Below are 15595 nucleotides of genomic sequence, written 5' to 3' on the forward strand. Positions count from 1 at the left end.
GGTGTGTCGCGAGGGGCGGTGCCAGCGTGACCCGCAGAAGCCCGCGCACGCTCTGGTCGCGCCCGAAGACGCGCGTCTCCAGCAGGTGCGACGACGCTTCCATCTGGTCCGCGAACTCGAGGACCTCCTCGCCCGCAGCCGTCAGGCGGTAGCCCGACGGCAGCTTTTCGAACATGTGCACCCCGAGGCGTTCCTCGAGCTGGGCGATGCGTCGCAGCACGGTCGAGTGATTCACACCGAGGCGCTCGGCGGCAGCCCGCACCGAGCCTCCACGCGCGACGGCAAGAAAGTAGCGAACGTCATCCCAGTCGATCATGGTGCAATCTCGCACCGCGCGGTGCGCCTTCCAAAGCCCACATCTACCACATCGAACAGCATCTCGTTTGCGGTAGCACGGCGATGATCATAACCCATGCCAACCAGCGCGGCCCAATCCTGAATGGCGGACACCGGTCGTCGCGGCTGGCGTCCGTCGTCCAGCCGGTTCGATTTTGCACCACCGATGTGCGCGCTTCCGCACTCAAAGCCTTACCCCGGCAGACTTATTTCGAGGCTCTCGGGGTTCTTCCCGAACGACCAAAGGCAGAGCCTGAAAGGAAAAATCGTGGGAAAGCTGGACGGTAAGGTTGCGGTCATCACGGGTGGATCGAGCGGCATGGCGCTGGCGAGCGCCAGGCGGTTCGCTGAAGAAGGCGCCTATGTTTTCATCACGGGCCGAAGGCAGGAGACGCTCGACGAGGCGGTCAAGCTGATTGGCCGGAACGTGACCGGCGTGCGCGGCGACGCGGCCAATCTCGACGACCTCGACCGCCTGTTCGACAAGGTCAAGCAAGAGAAGGGCAAGATCGATGTCCTGTACGCGAGCGCCGGCATGGGCGAAGCCGTCCCACTGGGCGAGATTACCGAGCAGCATTTCGATGCGGCCTTCAGCCTGAATACGCGCGGCACGCTGTTTACGGTTCAAAAGGCGCTGCCGCTGTTCAACGATGGCGGATCGATCTTCATGACCGGGTCAGTTGCTTCGGTGAAAGGCTTTCCTGGTTACGGCGTGTATGCGGCAAGCAAGGCAGCGTTGCGCTCATTCGCACGCACCTGGCTCAACGAACTGAAAGACAGGAATATCCGGGTGAACGTACTGAGCCCGGGGCCGATCGCCACACCGATGCAGGACCAAGTTCTCACGGAGGAGGCGAAGCGGATGTTCGAATCTCTGATCCCGCGGGGAAAGATGGGGCGTCCTGAGGAAATTGCGGCGGTCGCGCTGTTTCTTGCTTCAGACGATTCAAGCTTCGTGAATGGGGTGGAGTTGTCTGTCGACGGCGGCTTCTCGGCCATCTGAAATCGCGCCCGATCGCCGGAAGTGGTTGACCGTCCGGGCGCGCGGAAGTCGTTACGGCAGGACGACTACGCGTCAATTCAGGAATTCGAACCGATGTCACGCATCGCTTGCGGTGGCGGTCCGAAGATCTCGCGAAGGTCGCCATGCAGCGAAACGGATAACCCAGCGCTGTTGAAGGCCGGGCAATCAGTATCAACACCGATAGGAGAAGCATTATGAGCTACGCAATTGTAGGATTCGGTAAGATAGGCCAGGCCCTCGCCCACGCCTTCGCCCGTAAAAACATCGACGTGACCGTCGCGAGCCGCCGGTCGCCCGAGGCGTTGGCGACGCAGGCTGGGGCGATTGGACCCATGGTCGTCCCCAAGTCGCTGCCGGACGCACTCGAGGCCGACACAATCATCTTGGCGGTCCCGTTCGGGGAGCATCGCGAGGTTGCGAAGGCCCTGCCGAGTTGGAAAGGCAAGACGGTCATCGACGCGATGAACGCGTTGGTTCCCCTTGAGGAACTAGACGGCCTCCCGTCCTCCGCCTTCGTTGCGAAGTCGTTCACCGGCGCCAAGCTCGTGAAAGGTTTCAATCACCTGGTTGCGGCCACCCTGGCTGCCGATCCGATCGTCGAGGGCGGCCACCGGGTGGTCTTCCTGTCGAGCGACGACGAGGACGCGATCGCTCCCGTGGCGGATTTGGCCAAACAACTGGGGTTCGCACCCGTCAAGCTGGGAAAGCTCAACGAGGGTGGCGCGCTGGTGCACGCACGCGGCCGCACTTGGGGCCAGCTGATCTTCCAGGACCTGTTCAAGAAGGAGCAGTAACGGATTTACTGTCCACTGCCGAAACGCCAGCCGCTCAGTTCACCCGGCTGATGCAGAAATCGATGACGTCGATCAGCGCCGATTTCTGCGGCGTCGCTTCCAGCGGCGCCAGCGCGTCGCGGGCGATCTCACCGAAATGGCGGGCACGCCCGATCGTGTCGGCGATCGCGCCGTGGCGGGTCATCAGGCCGATCGCCTTTTCCAGGCCGGCGTCATCGACGACATTGTCCTCGATGGCGCGCTTCCAGAAGGTGCGCTCGGCCTTGGTGCCGCGCCGGTAGGCGAGGATGACCGGCAAGGTCACCTTGCCCTCGCGGAAATCGTCGCCGACATTCTTGCCCAGATCCTTGCTGGTGCCGCCATAGTCCAGCGCATCGTCGATCAGCTGAAAGGCAAGGCCGAGGTTCATGCCGTAGGAGCGCAGTGCGGCACGGTCGTTGCGTGTCGCCTGGGCAATGACCGGGCCGACCTCGGCAGCGGCCGAAAACAGCGCTGCGGTCTTGGCCTTGATGACGGCGAAATGCTCGTCCTCGGTGGTATCGAGGTTCTTGGCGGCGGCGAGCTGCATGACCTCGCCCTCGGCGATGATCGAGGCCGCACTCGACAGGATGTCGAGCGCTTCGAGCGAGCCGACGTCGACCATCATGCGGAAGGCCTGGCCGAGCAGAAAGTCACCCACCAGGACGCTGGCCTGGTTGCCCCAGATCATGCGGGCGGTCTTCTTGCCGCGCCGCATGCCGCTTTCGTCGACGACGTCGTCGTGGAGAAGCGTTGCCGTGTGCATGAATTCGACCGCCGTTGCGAGCTTGACGTGGCCCTCGCCGGCATAGCCGAACATCTGCGCGGCGGCGAGCGTCAGCATCGGCCGCAGCCGCTTGCCGCCGGACGAGATCAGATGGTTGGCAACCTCCGGAATCATCTCGACGTCGGAGCCGGCCTTGGACAGGATCAATTCATTGACGCGTCCCATATCGGCCGCCGTCAGATCGATCAAATCCTTGATGGAGGCGGGTTCCCGCTTCCCGTTTTCGATGTTGAGAACGACACCCACGACAATCACTCCCGTCTTGGTATAACGCGTGCGACGGCACCCTTGGTCCCTACAGGGACTCTAGGGCGCTAGACACGGCCACGGCAAGTGGCGAATTGGCGCGGCGGCGATGACAGCCTGTCAACCGACGCCGGGAGAGCAGTTCTGCGGGTGACGGAAATCCGCCTGCCCGTTTACATATGCGCCGCAAACTGAGAGTTTCGCCCGATGATAGAGCTCATTCGCACCAACGACGCCGTCATCATCTCCTTTGTCGAATCGCTGATGCGCGATGCCGGCATCGGCTGCTTCGTCGCCGACCAGAACATGAGCGTGCTCGACGGCTCGCTCGGTATCCTGCCGCGACGCGTCATGGTCGATGCCGACCAGGCCGACGCGGCACGACGCATCCTGACGGATGCCGGCATCGCCAACGAGATCCGCGGGAAATAATGTCCGCCGCGCCGGCCACCCTTGCCCCGGACACGCCGGCCCATACGGTCGATGCCTTCCATCGCGGCCGGTTCTGGCTCGTGCAGCCCAAGCAAGGCGGCCATCGCGCCGGCATGGATGCCATGATGCTGGCGGCGTCCGTGCCATCCTCCTTTGGCGGACGTCTCGCCGATTTCGGCGCCGGCGCCGGGGCCGCCGGCCTGGCGGTGCTGTCGCGCTGCCCTGCGGCTGCGGCCGTGCTCGTCGAACGGGCGCCGGAAATGGCTGCTTTCGCCGCAGCAACGCTTGCCCATCCCGGCAATGCCCATCTCAGCGACCGTGCCTCTGTGCTCATCGCCGATGTCACCGTATCGGGCCGGGCGCGGGCGGCGGCCGGCCTCGCTGACAACGACTTCGACTTCGTCATCATGAACCCGCCTTTCAACGGCGCACGGGACCGCGCCACGCCCGATCGCCTGAGAAAGGAAGCCCACGTCACGGAGGACGGACTGTTCGAAAGCTGGATCAGAAGTGCTGCCGCCGTGGTCAGGCCGCGCGGCGGCCTCGCAGTCATCGCCCGGCCCGAGCAGCTCGGCGCCATTCTCGATGCGCTCTCCGGCCGCTTCGGCGATGCCGAGATCCTCGCTGTCCATCCCCGCCCCGACGCGGCGGCGATCCGCATCGTCGTCAGGGCTGCGCTCGGTGCGCGGGGGAAGCTCGCCATCCTCCCTCCCCTGATGCTTCATCCGCAATCGGGCGATGGACCCGATGAGCGCAGCGAAATGATTGCCAACGGCCTCGCCTCGCTGTTCGGAGATTGAGCTATTCTTACCGGCCACATTGCCGTTGGCTGGGGAGTTCCTACATGCCTGCAACCTATCGACCGGAGACCGCGCCCTCGTGAAACGTTTTATCAACCGCCTGCTGCCGAAGTCCTGGCGCTCCACCGTCGTCACCATTCCGGTCATCCGGCTGCACGGCACCATCATGCCCGGGGGTGGCCAGTTCCGGCCGAGCCTGTCGCTTGCCTCGACCGCCGGCCTCATCGAGAAAGCGTTTTCCTACGACGCGCCGGCGGTCRCCATCTCGATCAATTCGCCGGGCGGCTCGCCGGTGCAATCGCGACTGATCTTCAAGCGTATCCGCGACCTTGCGAGCGAAAAGAACAAAAAGGTGCTGGTCTTCGTCGAAGACGTCGCGGCATCGGGCGGCTACATGATCGCGATCGCCGGCGACGAGATCTTCGCCGATCCGTCCTCCATCGTCGGTTCGATCGGCGTGGTCTCGGCCTCGTTCGGTTTCCCGGAGCTGATGAAGAAGATCGGCGTCGAGCGCCGTGTCCACACCGCCGGCCAGAACAAGGCTGTGCTCGATCCGTTCAAGCCGGAGAAGAAGGAAGACGTCGAGCGCCTGAAAGCGCTGCAACTCGAGGTGCACGGCACGTTCATCGACCTCGTCAAGGAAAGGCGCGGCACGAAGCTGAAGGACGATCCGGACCTGTTCACCGGTCTGTTCTGGACCGGCATGAAGGGTCTCGAACTCGGCCTGGTCGATGCACTCGGCGACATGCGCACGGTGCTCAAGACTCGGTTCGGAGCGAAGACCCAGCTCAGGCTGGTCACGGCGCCGCGCGGTTTCCTCAGCCGCTTCGGCCTGTTCGGCTCGAGCAAAGGCTTTTCAGCGCCCGATATCGCCGCGGCAGCCGCCAGCGGCGTGATCGATGCGGCGGAAGAGCGCGCGTTGTGGGCACGGTTCGGGCTTTGAAAAACCGGCAAAACCGTCTAGCATGAGGGCTTAAAGCGCGTCACGCTGAAACGGATCGAGCTTTAAGCCTTTGTTTTTATGCATGTCGTTGTCCCAGGGCTACTTTTGGGCGACATGCATTGACCGACCCGACCGGCCGCCGCCCAGCGTGGGAGGAGTTTTGACATGCCGCAGATCATTTTCTTCACCGTCGTTGGCGTCGCCGCCTATTTCGGCTACCGCACCTTCATCCGGGAAGCCGAGCGCGTGACCGCCAAGGTGCGGCGCACGGAAAAGCAGGCGGCCAACGGCGCGATGGGTACKCTGGTCAAGGATCCGAAGACCGGCGAATACCGGCTGGCCAAGGACTGAGCATCATCCCGCACACGACTGACGCCGTGGACACCGAGATCGGGTCGCGCACCTGGCATGCGCACGCCAAGATCAATCTGGCGCTGCATGTCACCGGCAGGCGCCCTGACGGCTATCACCTGATCGAAAGCCTGGCGGTGTTCACGCGTTTTGGCGACCGGGTTGAAATCGCGCTCGCCGACAGCGATGATTTTACCGTGTCTGGCCGCTACGCGCAGGCCGTTCCGCTTGACGCCAGCAATCTCGTGCTCAAGGCCCGCGATGCGCTGCGAAGAGAGGCTGGGCCCAAGAGAACCCCGACGGTCGCCATCCGGCTCGAAAAGAACCTGCCGGTCGCCTCCGGCGTTGGCGGCGGCTCGAGCGATGCGGCAGCCGTGCTGCGCGGGCTGGCAGAGACATGGACCCTGAACATGGACAGCACCGAGCTGGCGCGGATCGGCCTTTCGCTTGGCGCCGATGTGCCGATGTGCCTGGCGGCCAAGCCGCTGGTCGCGCGCGGCATCGGGGACGAGCTGTCGATGGTGCCGGATTTTTCGGCGTTGGGGCTGGTGCTCGTCAATCCAGGAACGGCCCTCTCGACCGCCGATGTGTTTGCAGCCCTGTCCCGTCGCGACAATGAGCCACTGCCGCCTTTGCCGCGCAGCATCGATTTCCATAGCCTGCGCAACTGGCTGGAGATCACCCGCAATGATCTTGAGCCCGCGGCGCTGGCGATGCAGCCCGCCATCGGCAGAGCGCTTTCCTGGCTTAACAAGGCTGGATCGGGATTCTCCCGGATGTCCGGATCCGGCGCGACATGCTTCGGCCTGTTCGAGACCGGCAATGTCGCCAAGCGCGCTGCAGCCGACATCCGCAGCCGCCAGCCCGACTGGTTCGTCGCCGCGACGCGCAGCATGGCATCGGAGGCTGACTGAGATGGCCAGGATTGACGAGAGCCGGCCTTTCATCCCGATCCGCATCGCGGTGCTGACCGTCTCGGATACGCGCAGCCTCGCCGACGACAAATCCGGCCAGACACTGGCCGACCGCATCACTGAAGCCGGCCACGTCCTCGCCGCCCGCGATATCGTCACCGATGATCGCGAAAAAATCCGCGACAAGGTGCTCGGCTGGTCGCAGGATGCGGCGATCGACGTCGTCATCACCACTGGCGGCACCGGGTTCACCGGCCGCGACGTGACGCCGGAAGCGCTCGAGCCGATCTTCGAAAAGCGCATGGACGGCTTTTCGGAAGTCTTCCACCGCATCTCCTACGACAAGATCGGCACCTCGACGATCCAGAGCCGGGCGACCGGCGGGGTCGTCAACGCCACCTTCGTCTTCGTGCTGCCGGGCTCGCCCGGCGCCTGCAGGGACGCTTGGGACGGCATCCTGAAGGCGCAGTTCGACTACCGGCACATGCCCTGCAACTTCGTCGAGATCATGCCGCGCCTGGACGAGCATCTGCGGCGCGGTTGAGGCCAAACGGCAAGCAATTCAAGCGCCCGACCTCGGTTTCGCCAGCAGAACACTGCTTGCGCCTTCGAAGTGTCATTCCCAACCGGATGCCGCATGAATAGTCTCGGCCACGATTTTGACGGCGGGACCGGCTGGGATGGTTCCCTGTCAGCGGATGACCGGCTCGCCGTGAAAGCGCCGGCGTGAGGGCGGCGACACGCCGAAGCCGACTTCCATCATCAGCCGCGGCGTGCGCGCCGGCACCGTGCCCATGTGGAAGCCAAACGGATCCTCGACGAAGCCGAGACCGGCTTCACCGGTCAGCGTCACCGGGCTGTGCTCGCCGTAGACATCCAGAACCTCTTGTGCGGGATGGCCGACCAGCAAGGTGAGCTGATGCTTGAGGCTGCGGCGCTTGTGACTGCCCCGGACATAGACATGCGGGCCGGTGTCGGCGTCGACCGGCTTGAGATAGAAGAAGAATTTCAGCATGCGCCAGTCGTCGAGGTCGAAATGATACTTGCCGAGCGAGGCAAGGTTCTTGTCGGCGTCCGTAGCCTCACCCGTCGGAAAACTCCACCAGACGCGCGTGGTGATCAGTTTTGCCTGGCCGCCGAGATAGTGCGCCGCAATATCCAGAAGCAGCGGATCGCGCTGGATGGCGAGTGCCGCCCGGCAGTCGAGGATGCGCTCGAAAAAATGTCCGCTGAGCAGTGAGCGGCCGAAGCGCTTCTCGGCCTCGGCATGTTCACCCGGCATGAATTCGAGACGGCGATCGAAATTGCCAAAGCAAGGCGTGCGCTGGGCGAAACTGGCGATCTCTTCATGGATCGCCAGTGGCAGCATCAGGCCCGAAAACAGCCCGTCGGAGCGCAGCGCTTCGACCACGGCTTCGCGGTCGACGCCGGCAAACATCGTATCTCCAGAATCATAGGCCGGACGAGCGCGTTTTGCGCCCAGCCAATGCATCCGGCGTCCTGGCATTGTGCGTGCCAGCACGAACATCGGCAGCCAGGCAGGGTTTTCGCGCAGGTCCGTCAGATAGGTCGGAATGCGCACGGCGATGCGGCGCAGCAGGCTGCCGTTGCGCGCAACGGCTTCAAGACTGGCAGCGCCGGATTTGTCGGGGGTTGAAAGCTTCATCGGGTCCTCGGCTAAGAGCGTGGCGCCGATGCCGCATCGGAGCTCGTCACTCGGTATGACCCCAACCCAATCCACCCGTCTGACCGGGAAACTAACCTCGCGTCAGATTTTGTGCAATGCACAATGAACAGAGCAGCCGCAAAAAGATCACTCCGGGGAGCGCTGCTTCGGCGGTGCCACCCAGATTTCGGCGTCGAGCCGCTTTGCCGCGAGGCCGCGTGCGATGGCCTCGGCGCTGCCGGCCCGCTTCGACGCTGCCGCGGCCTGAAGCTTGCTGATCAGCAATCCATCGGCCAAGGCGCGGTTTCCCGAAAACACCCGGGCCAGGAACGGTGTGCGGCTGCCCCGCGCCCGCGAGAAGCGTGCCGCCATGGTCTGCCTGGCCGTGTGGGCAACGACCGCATCGATCCAGCCATCCATCAGCCGCGAGCCCGGCTCCAGGAGCAGCAGCCAGTCACCCTTGGCCTGCCGGATGCCGGCAGCGATACCTCCAGTTACGCAGTGACAGCCGGCATGCTCGGCAACGCGATGCGTCTGGTCGGTTGAACCCGTGTCACAGACGATGACGTCACGCACCACGCCCTCGACCGCGCCGCCAATCAGCGAGGCGAGCGTGCGGGCGAGGCCCTCCTCGTCATTGCGGGTTTCGATCAGGACACTGAGCATCATTAGCCGAATAGCGGAAAGCCGAACGCAGCGCCAGTTTTTGCAATGCACCATTGAAAGTTCTTGCTTTGTTCTCATCGACGAAATAGGAATAATTTCATGAACAGAGCGATTCGACACAACATGGACAGTCCCTGGGAGCGGGCGAAGATGGAACAGATCGTGCGCGCCGACATTGCAGCTTTCGGAGCTGGAAGAGCCGAGATGGCCAATGCGATGATCGAGCAGAGTGGCGTGCGTGTCCGTCCGGACCGCAATCGCGGCAGGTCGGCGGGCATCAATCCATCCGGCCGGTTCGAGCCGGTCAGCCGGCATGTCTTCGATGATGGCTGGAATTCGCTGGAGGAACTGCCGCCCTTCAAGACCGAGGTGCAGGTCGAGAAGCCACGCACCATCATCACCCGCAACGAATCGCCCGACATCTCCTTCGACCGGTCGATCAATCCCTATCGCGGCTGCGAACATGGCTGCGTCTATTGCTTTGCCCGGCCGACGCACAGTTTCATGGGCCTGTCGCCGGGCCTCGATTTCGAATCGAAGCTGTTCGCCAAGCCGGATGCGGCGCGACTGCTCGACAAGGAACTGTCGAAGGACAGCTACCAGCCGCGCACCATCGCGATCGGCACCAACACCGATCCGTACCAGCCGATCGAGAAGCAGTACCGGATCATGCGCGAGATCCTCGAAGTGCTGGAAGCGCGCGGCCATCCGGTCGGCATCGTCACCAAGTCCGCTTTGGTGACGCGCGACATCGATATCCTGTCGCGCATGGCCGAGCGCGGGCTGGCCAAGGTGGCGCTGTCGGTGACGACGCTCGACCGTATGCTGGCCAGGACGATGGAGCCCCGCGCCTCGACGCCGACCAAGCGGCTGGAGGCGATCCGGCAGCTTTCGGATGCCGGCATTCCGGCCTCGGTCATGGTGGCGCCGATCATCCCCGGCCTGACCGATCAGGAGATGGAACGCATCCTCGATTCGGCACGCGCCGCCGGTGCGCGCGAAGCGGGTTATGTCGTGCTGCGCCTGCCGCTGGAGGTCAGTCCGATCTTCAAGGACTGGCTGCTGCGCCACTATCCCGACCGTTACCGCCACGTGATGTCGCTGATCCGCTCGATGCGCGACGGCAAGGACTACGATTCGGAATGGGGCAAGCGCATGAAGGGTGCTGGTCCCTACGCCTGGCAGATCGGCCGGCGCTTCGAGATCACCGCAAAGCGGCTCGGCCTCAATGTCGAACGGCGCACGCTTCGGACCGATCAGTTCGTGGCCGGCGGCAAGGACCAGGTGCAGCTGACCCTGCTTTGAAAAGACAATTCGCCGAGGCGGTTTGACCTGTCGCGGCACAAGAATCCCGTCCGGCCTGCCCCGGCCTGCAGACGGTGCCCTCCCGGTCCGGCGCCCCACCCGACCCGGAGGGACTTGCGGAGAATCGGAGCCGATGCGAACCTCGCCGCAACATGGCTCGCGCGCGTTCCGATTCTCCGCTTCTCTTTGAGATCATCGAGAAACCCGATTTCTCCTTCGAGACGAAGGCGATGGCCGATGGCCTGTGGCCGGTGGCGGGCATGGACGAGGCCGGCCGCGGTCCGCTGGCTGGGCCGGTGGTAGCGGCGGCGGTGGTGCTCGACCCCGCCAACATTCCGGACGGGCTCGACGATTCCAAACGTCTCAGCCATCTGCAACGCGAGGCGCTGTTCGTACGAATTCTTGGCTCGGCGCTGGGCGTTTCGATGGCGTCCATCAGCGCCGAGGGCATCGACGGCAGCAACATCCTCAAGGCCAGCCTGGAAGCGATGCGCCGCGCCCTGGTCGGCCTGTCGGTCCAACCGAAGCTTGCGCTCGCCGACGGGCGCGACGTGCCGCCGGGGTTGCCCTGCGCGGGGCGCGCACTGATCAAGGGCGACCAGCGCTCGCAATCGATCGCCGCCGCCTCGATCGTCGCCAAGGTGATGCGCGACCGCATGATGTGCGGCTGCGGCAACCATCATGATCGCTACGGGTTCGAAGTCCACATGGGCTACGCCACGGCCCGCCATCGCACGGCGATCGAAGAGCATGGCCCGGTGGCGCGGCTGCACCGCGTTTCCTTCGCGCCGTTCAGGTTGGGTGGTGCGGAAGCGGTTGAGGAAGAGAGCCTCGCTGGCCTCGACTGACCTGAGGAGATTGGCGACAGCGGTGATGACAACCAATCTCCCCCCTCGTGGGGGAGATGTCCGGCGGGACAGAGGGGGGCGCGAAGGATCGCGACGTTTGATCTCTCTCGTCTTGAACTTGTGGCGGCTTCAAAGCGGCGGCCGGCATTTGGAACGACCTGATTGATAGGTCGGCGGGACAGCGCCCCCCTCTGCCCTACCGGGCATCTCCCCCACAAGGGGGGAGATCGCGCTCAGCCGGTTTCGCTACCTCCGGGACAATTTTCCACAACAAAAAAGCCGCCAGGTTGCCCGGGCGGCTTTTAATTAGACTGCGTCTTCTAAGGCCTAATTCAGCTTGGATTTCACATCCGCCAGCGATGCCTTGAAGAGGTCGGCGCCGGCCTTGGCGTCCATCTTGCCGGCGAGCAGCGCACGCGCGGCCTCGACGGCGATGTCGACGGCGCTGGCACGGACTTCGCTGATGGCATCGCGCTCGGCCTGACCGATCTTCTGTTCGGCAAGCGCGGTGCGCCTGGCGACATAGTCCTCGGTCTTCTTGTGCGCTTCCGCAGCAAGCATGTCGGCTTCGCGCTTGGCGGCCGCAACGATGTCGGCGGCCTCCTGCTCGGCTTCCTTGCGCTTGCGCTGGTACTGGCCGAGCAGCTGCTGGGCCTCCTCGCGCAGCCGGCGCGCTTCATCCAGCTCGTCGCTGATCCTGGCGGCACGGGCGTCGAGCGCCTTGGCGATCATGCCAGGCACCTTGATGTAGACGGCAACGCCGAGGAAGATGATGAGGGCTATCGTTGCCCAGAGCGTCGCGAGAGATGTGTAATCCATGATGCGCTCCTCACCGGGCCACGGATTTGACCGCGGCCGCGATCTCGGCCTTGCTGGCCTTGCCGCCGACCAGTGCCTCGACGATCGCCGACGCGGTGTCCTCGGCAATGCTGCCGACTTCCTTCATGGCGTTGGCCTTGATGGAAGAAATGCGGGCTTCGGCCTCGCCAAGCTTCTCGTCGAGGGCTGCCTCGACCTTCTTGCGTGCGGTCTCAGCTTCGGCCTTGGCCGCATCGCCGGCCTGCTGGCCGATCGCGTTGGCCTTGGTCTTGGCTTCCGCCAGTTCCTGCTCGTAGGCAGCAACGGCAGCGTCAGCCTCGCCCTTCAACTTGCTCGCCTGGTCGAGGTCCTGGGTGATGCGGTCGTTGCGGACCTCGATGATGCCCGCGACGCGCGGCATCGCGACCCGCTTCAGGAAGAGGTAGAACAGCCCGAAAGTGATCGCCAGCCACAGAAGCTGCGACGGGAACGTCGCAGGATCGAATGGCGGAAAGGTGCCGTGCGCTTCGGCAGGCACGCTGGTGCCGGAATGCGTGTCGCCTTCCGTTGCAGCGTGGCTGGTGTCGGCTGCAGGTGCGGACTCTTGCGCGAAGGCAGATGTCACGAACATGGACTATCCCCGAAATTCAGGCCTGCCGCTCGCGCGGCCGGCCTGTCCAATCTTCCCAGTGCTCAGCCGAACAGGGCCAGAAGCGCGATGAGAAGCGAGAAAATGCCCAGAGCTTCGGTCACGGCGAAGCCGAAGATCAGACGGCCGAACTGGCCATCAGCAGCCGACGGGTTGCGCAGAGCGCCCGCCAGGTAGCTGCCGAAGATGTTGCCGAGGCCAATGCCCGCGCCACCCATGCCCAGGCAAGCGATGCCGGCGCCGATGTACTTTGCTGCTTCTGCGTCCATTTGTTCAACTCCTTTGGATCTAAAATTCAGTTGCGATTCAATCCGGCGCCAATGTTGGAAACTCTTGGGCCGGAAACTCTTGCTCAGTGCCCGGGGTGCAGGGCGTCGTTCAGGTACATGCAGGTCAACACCGCAAAGACGTAGGCCTGCAGGAAAGCGACCAGCAGTTCCAGTGCCGTCAGCGCCACCGCCATTGCCAGGGGCAGCACCGAGCCCGCCACGCCGACTGCGCCCAGCGCGCTCAGGCTGACGACAAATCCAGAAAACACCTTCAGCGTGATGTGGCCGGCGAGCATGTTGGCGAACAGACGAACCGAGAGGCTAACCGGGCGCGACACGAAGGAGATCACCTCGATCAGCACCACCAGTGGCAGGAGGAACACCGGCACGCCATGCGGCACGAACAGCTTCAGGAAGCCCAGACCGTGCTTCATGAAACCGTAGACGACTACGGTTCCGATCACCAGGGCGGCGAGGCCGAAGGTGACGATGATATGGCTGGTGACGGTGAAGAAATACGGGAACAGGCCAAGCAGATTGGCGACCAGCACGAACATGAACAGCGAGAACACGAACGGGAAGAACTTCATGCCCTGCGTGCCGGCGGCATCGCGCAACATGTTGCCGACGAACTCATAGGCCATCTCGGAGACCGACTGAAGCCGGCCGGGAACCAGGCTGCGGCTCGAGGTCGTGAGAAACAGAAATGCCGCCGCAACGACCACGGTTGCGACCATGAACAGTGCGGAATTGGTGAAAGACAGGTCGTAGCCGCCGATCTCGATCGGTATCAGCTTGTTGATATGGAACTGGTGGATCGGATCGACCTTGTCAGCTGCCACGTTCAAACCCCGTCAATGCCGCGTACGGCTTCGTTACCATTACCACACATGAAGCGCGGTCATTTCCTGTCGTCCTGGTCACGGCGCGATTTATCGCCCTGTCCGAATTCTGCCACAACGCCCGCGGAACGCATCACATTGAGCACGCCGGCGCCAAAACCCAGCAGCAGAAACACGATCAGACCCCATGGCGATGTCCCCGCCAGACGGTCGATGATCCAGCCGATGCCGGCACCCACCACCACTCCGGCGATGAACTCGCTGGAGAGTTTGAGCGCCTGGCCATAACCGGCCACACTGCCCGCTTTCGCGTCGTCTTTCCCCTCGAGCCGGTCCGGCCGCCTTGTCGCAAGCGATGCTTCAAGTACACGCCGGCGGCGCTCAAGATCGTCGTCGCGGATTTCGGCTTCATGCTGCTTGCCGCGGCCGGTTTCTCCGGTTCCGTCTGGCCTGTTTTTATCGGCCATCGCAACCCCCCTGCCCGGTCAGACCGTCACCGTCCGTCCGCTTCTAAAGTCGCCGGCAACATAGTTAGAGGGTTTGCGCCAGTCAAGCCACGGGCGGAAGTTCATTGTCATGTATTTTAGGCAACAAAATCAATTGGTTATAAAGGTGCGACATCGTGCCCGCCACGACGACGGGGATGCGCTGCGCGAATCCCCCCGGCATTGGCTCTTCGATCGGCTGCACGCAGCGCGAAAAGATCGGTGACTGTGCGGTGCTCAGCTCCAGCCGCCGCCATAGGTGCGGTAGAAGATATGCAGGCCGATCTTGGTCATCTTCTGCATCGTGCGCGCCCAGCCGGGATGGACATATTGGGCGTAGTAGTGGGTCGACGATCCGACTTCGGGGATGAAGATCTTGCCCGCGGTGACGGCCATGGCGATATCCTGCGCGGTCTTGTAGGCGGCGGGACTGTCGATGCGCTTCCTCCTGCCGTCGCAAGCGAAGGAGAACTGGCAGCGGTTGAACCAGCTGTCGTTCTGGTAGACGACGCCGCAGATCGAATTGGGATAGGCCGGGTTGCGGACGCGATTGAGGATGACCTGAGCGACGGCGGCCTGGCCGCGCACGGATTCGCTTCTCGCCTCGAAATAGATGCCGTTGGCAAGGCATGCCTGCTCCTTCTTGGAGAAGACACTCGCCGGCAGCGGGTTCTGGATCCAGGAATGGTCGCCCTTGGCCATCGGCGGGATGAAGCGACCGTCATTGGGCTGCTCGTCCTGAAGCAGGGCTTCGAAGGGCGATGCCTTGGCATAGTCGGGCTCGGCCTGCGCATAGGCGGTCGCCAGCACATCGGGATGGTCGTTGTTGACCAGCGCGGCAAGCATGGCCGGCACGCCGGGATCCGGCTTCTTGTCCTCACGCGCATGGAATGCCGCGGCGATCTGGATTTCCTTGCCTTTGATCTGCGGTTTGGCGAAAGCCATCTTCAAGCCGCTATCCATGCTGGGCCGCAGCAAGGAGGAGGTGCGCTCGAAGATCGAGCCGGCATTGAAATTCTTCGGCGGCGCGACGGGAGAAACCTGGACGATGCGGCCCTTCTTGTCGGCCCGCACGATGCGATCCTCGTCGGGCGTGCCGCTGACCTTGCCGCCCTTGCCACGAAACGACACGTTGCCGACGCCGGCCAGATGGACGCCCGATCCGGAGATGGAGCCGGTGACGTCGGAATCGACAAAGGGCATCTCGGCCGCATGGGTCGAGCCGGCGACGGATTTCTCGACATAGGAATTCCAGCGGGTGTTCGACGCTTCGAGGCCCGAGACAAAGCTGGTCATGTCCTGGTAGGCGGCGGCGGTCGGAAAGCCGATCCAGATGCCGAGACCGATGACGAACGGGGTCAGAAAGCCACGTTTTTTCTCACCGGCGGCGGCCGCAAGCCGCTTCAACACACGTCGATGCAC

Annotated in this window: 20 protein-coding genes; 10 read left to right on the forward strand and 10 right to left on the reverse strand. The window is 63.7% G+C overall.

What is annotated here, in order from left to right:
* A partial coding sequence (locus tag AC1D0I_RS20335; protein WP_477397272.1) for a LysR family transcriptional regulator occupies window positions 1-316 on the reverse strand: 316 nt, incomplete at its 3' end.
* A gap of 288 nt (window positions 317-604) precedes the next feature.
* Here AC1D0I_RS20335 and AC1D0I_RS20340 point away from each other — a divergent pair.
* Together AC1D0I_RS20340 and AC1D0I_RS20345 are read left to right on the forward strand one after the other, a co-directional pair.
* Window positions 605-1339, forward strand: coding sequence for an SDR family NAD(P)-dependent oxidoreductase (locus AC1D0I_RS20340; RefSeq protein WP_477397274.1), 735 nt, complete (start codon window positions 605-607; stop codon window positions 1337-1339).
* Window positions 1340-1554: 215 nt separating this feature from the next.
* Window positions 1555-2154 carry an NADPH-dependent F420 reductase gene (locus tag AC1D0I_RS20345; protein WP_477397276.1) on the forward strand — a complete coding sequence of 200 codons (600 nt, stop codon included), beginning with the start codon at window positions 1555-1557 and terminating at the stop codon, window positions 2152-2154.
* Between the two features lie 34 nt (window positions 2155-2188).
* Here AC1D0I_RS20345 and AC1D0I_RS20350 read toward each other — a convergent pair whose 3' ends face one another.
* Complete coding sequence (locus AC1D0I_RS20350) at window positions 2189-3205, reverse strand: polyprenyl synthetase family protein (RefSeq protein WP_095091894.1); 1017 nt, start codon at window positions 3203-3205, stop codon at window positions 2189-2191.
* Window positions 3206-3412: 207 nt separating this feature from the next.
* Here AC1D0I_RS20350 and AC1D0I_RS20355 point away from each other — a divergent pair, with 207 nt between their 5' ends.
* The 6 genes from AC1D0I_RS20355 (at window position 3413) to moaB (ending at window position 7189) form a co-directional block, all read left to right on the forward strand.
* On the forward strand, window positions 3413-3637 hold the full coding sequence (locus AC1D0I_RS20355) for a putative signal transducing protein (protein WP_015318845.1): 225 nt from the start codon (window positions 3413-3415) through the stop codon (window positions 3635-3637).
* Entirely contained in the window at window positions 3637-4437 is an 801-nt protein-coding gene (locus tag AC1D0I_RS20360) for a tRNA1(Val) (adenine(37)-N6)-methyltransferase (RefSeq protein WP_477397278.1), read from the forward strand. Before AC1D0I_RS20355 ends, AC1D0I_RS20360 begins: the two co-directional genes overlap by 1 nt.
* A gap of 79 nt (window positions 4438-4516) precedes the next feature.
* On the forward strand, window positions 4517-5380 hold the full coding sequence (locus AC1D0I_RS20365) for a S49 family peptidase (RefSeq protein ID WP_477397279.1): 864 nt from the start codon (window positions 4517-4519) through the stop codon (window positions 5378-5380).
* 165 nt (window positions 5381-5545) lie between these two features.
* The gene (locus AC1D0I_RS20370) at window positions 5546-5731 is read left to right on the forward strand and encodes a membrane protein (protein ID WP_027023000.1); all 186 of its coding nucleotides are present in this window, start codon (window positions 5546-5548) and stop codon (window positions 5729-5731) included.
* A gap of 26 nt (window positions 5732-5757) precedes the next feature.
* Window positions 5758-6645, forward strand: coding sequence for a 4-(cytidine 5'-diphospho)-2-C-methyl-D-erythritol kinase (locus AC1D0I_RS20375; protein WP_477397281.1), 888 nt, complete (start codon window positions 5758-5760; stop codon window positions 6643-6645).
* Window position 6646: 1 nt separating this feature from the next.
* A complete protein-coding gene (moaB, locus tag AC1D0I_RS20380; RefSeq protein ID WP_477397283.1) occupies window positions 6647-7189 on the forward strand; it encodes a molybdenum cofactor biosynthesis protein B in 543 nt (180 codons plus the stop codon).
* 147 nt (window positions 7190-7336) lie between these two features.
* Here moaB and AC1D0I_RS20385 read toward each other — a convergent pair whose 3' ends face one another.
* Window positions 7337-8311, reverse strand: a complete 975-nt coding sequence (locus AC1D0I_RS20385) for a hypothetical protein (RefSeq protein WP_477397285.1) — start codon at window positions 8309-8311, stop codon at window positions 7337-7339.
* A gap of 147 nt (window positions 8312-8458) precedes the next feature.
* Window positions 8459-8977, reverse strand: coding sequence for a glycosyltransferase (locus AC1D0I_RS20390; protein WP_457154159.1), 519 nt, complete (start codon window positions 8975-8977; stop codon window positions 8459-8461).
* Between the two features lie 150 nt (window positions 8978-9127).
* Here AC1D0I_RS20390 and AC1D0I_RS20395 point away from each other — a divergent pair, with 150 nt between their 5' ends.
* Both AC1D0I_RS20395 and AC1D0I_RS20400 read left to right on the forward strand, forming a co-directional pair.
* Complete coding sequence (locus tag AC1D0I_RS20395) at window positions 9128-10282, forward strand: PA0069 family radical SAM protein (protein WP_477226421.1); 1155 nt, start codon at window positions 9128-9130, stop codon at window positions 10280-10282.
* Window positions 10283-10434: 152 nt separating this feature from the next.
* A complete protein-coding gene (locus AC1D0I_RS20400) occupies window positions 10435-11130 on the forward strand; it encodes a ribonuclease HII (protein ID WP_477397287.1) in 696 nt (231 codons plus the stop codon).
* A gap of 327 nt (window positions 11131-11457) precedes the next feature.
* On the opposite strand, the gene AC1D0I_RS20405 is transcribed toward AC1D0I_RS20400, so the two are convergent.
* The 6 genes from AC1D0I_RS20405 to AC1D0I_RS20430 all read right to left on the reverse strand — a co-directional run bounded on the left by AC1D0I_RS20405 (window position 11458) and on the right by AC1D0I_RS20430 (window position 15595).
* On the reverse strand, window positions 11458-11949 hold the full coding sequence (locus AC1D0I_RS20405) for a F0F1 ATP synthase subunit B (RefSeq protein ID WP_477397289.1): 492 nt from the start codon (window positions 11947-11949) through the stop codon (window positions 11458-11460).
* Between the two features lie 10 nt (window positions 11950-11959).
* Window positions 11960-12559: a F0F1 ATP synthase subunit B gene (locus AC1D0I_RS20410; protein ID WP_477225994.1), complete on the reverse strand. Its 600-nt coding sequence runs from the start codon at window positions 12557-12559 to the stop codon at window positions 11960-11962.
* A gap of 62 nt (window positions 12560-12621) precedes the next feature.
* Window positions 12622-12846, reverse strand: a complete 225-nt coding sequence (locus tag AC1D0I_RS20415) for a F0F1 ATP synthase subunit C (RefSeq protein WP_006206606.1) — start codon at window positions 12844-12846, stop codon at window positions 12622-12624.
* Between the two features lie 83 nt (window positions 12847-12929).
* Window positions 12930-13688 carry a F0F1 ATP synthase subunit A gene (locus tag AC1D0I_RS20420; protein WP_095091979.1) on the reverse strand — a complete coding sequence of 253 codons (759 nt, stop codon included), beginning with the start codon at window positions 13686-13688 and terminating at the stop codon, window positions 12930-12932.
* Between the two features lie 59 nt (window positions 13689-13747).
* Window positions 13748-14155 (reverse strand): AtpZ/AtpI family protein, encoded by a 408-nt coding sequence (locus AC1D0I_RS20425; RefSeq protein WP_477397290.1) that lies wholly within the window; start codon window positions 14153-14155, stop codon window positions 13748-13750.
* 255 nt (window positions 14156-14410) lie between these two features.
* Entirely contained in the window at window positions 14411-15595 is a 1185-nt protein-coding gene (locus AC1D0I_RS20430; protein WP_477397292.1) for a cell wall hydrolase, read from the reverse strand.

The sequence above is a fragment of the Mesorhizobium sp. P2_D1 genome (genome assembly GCF_056404455.1).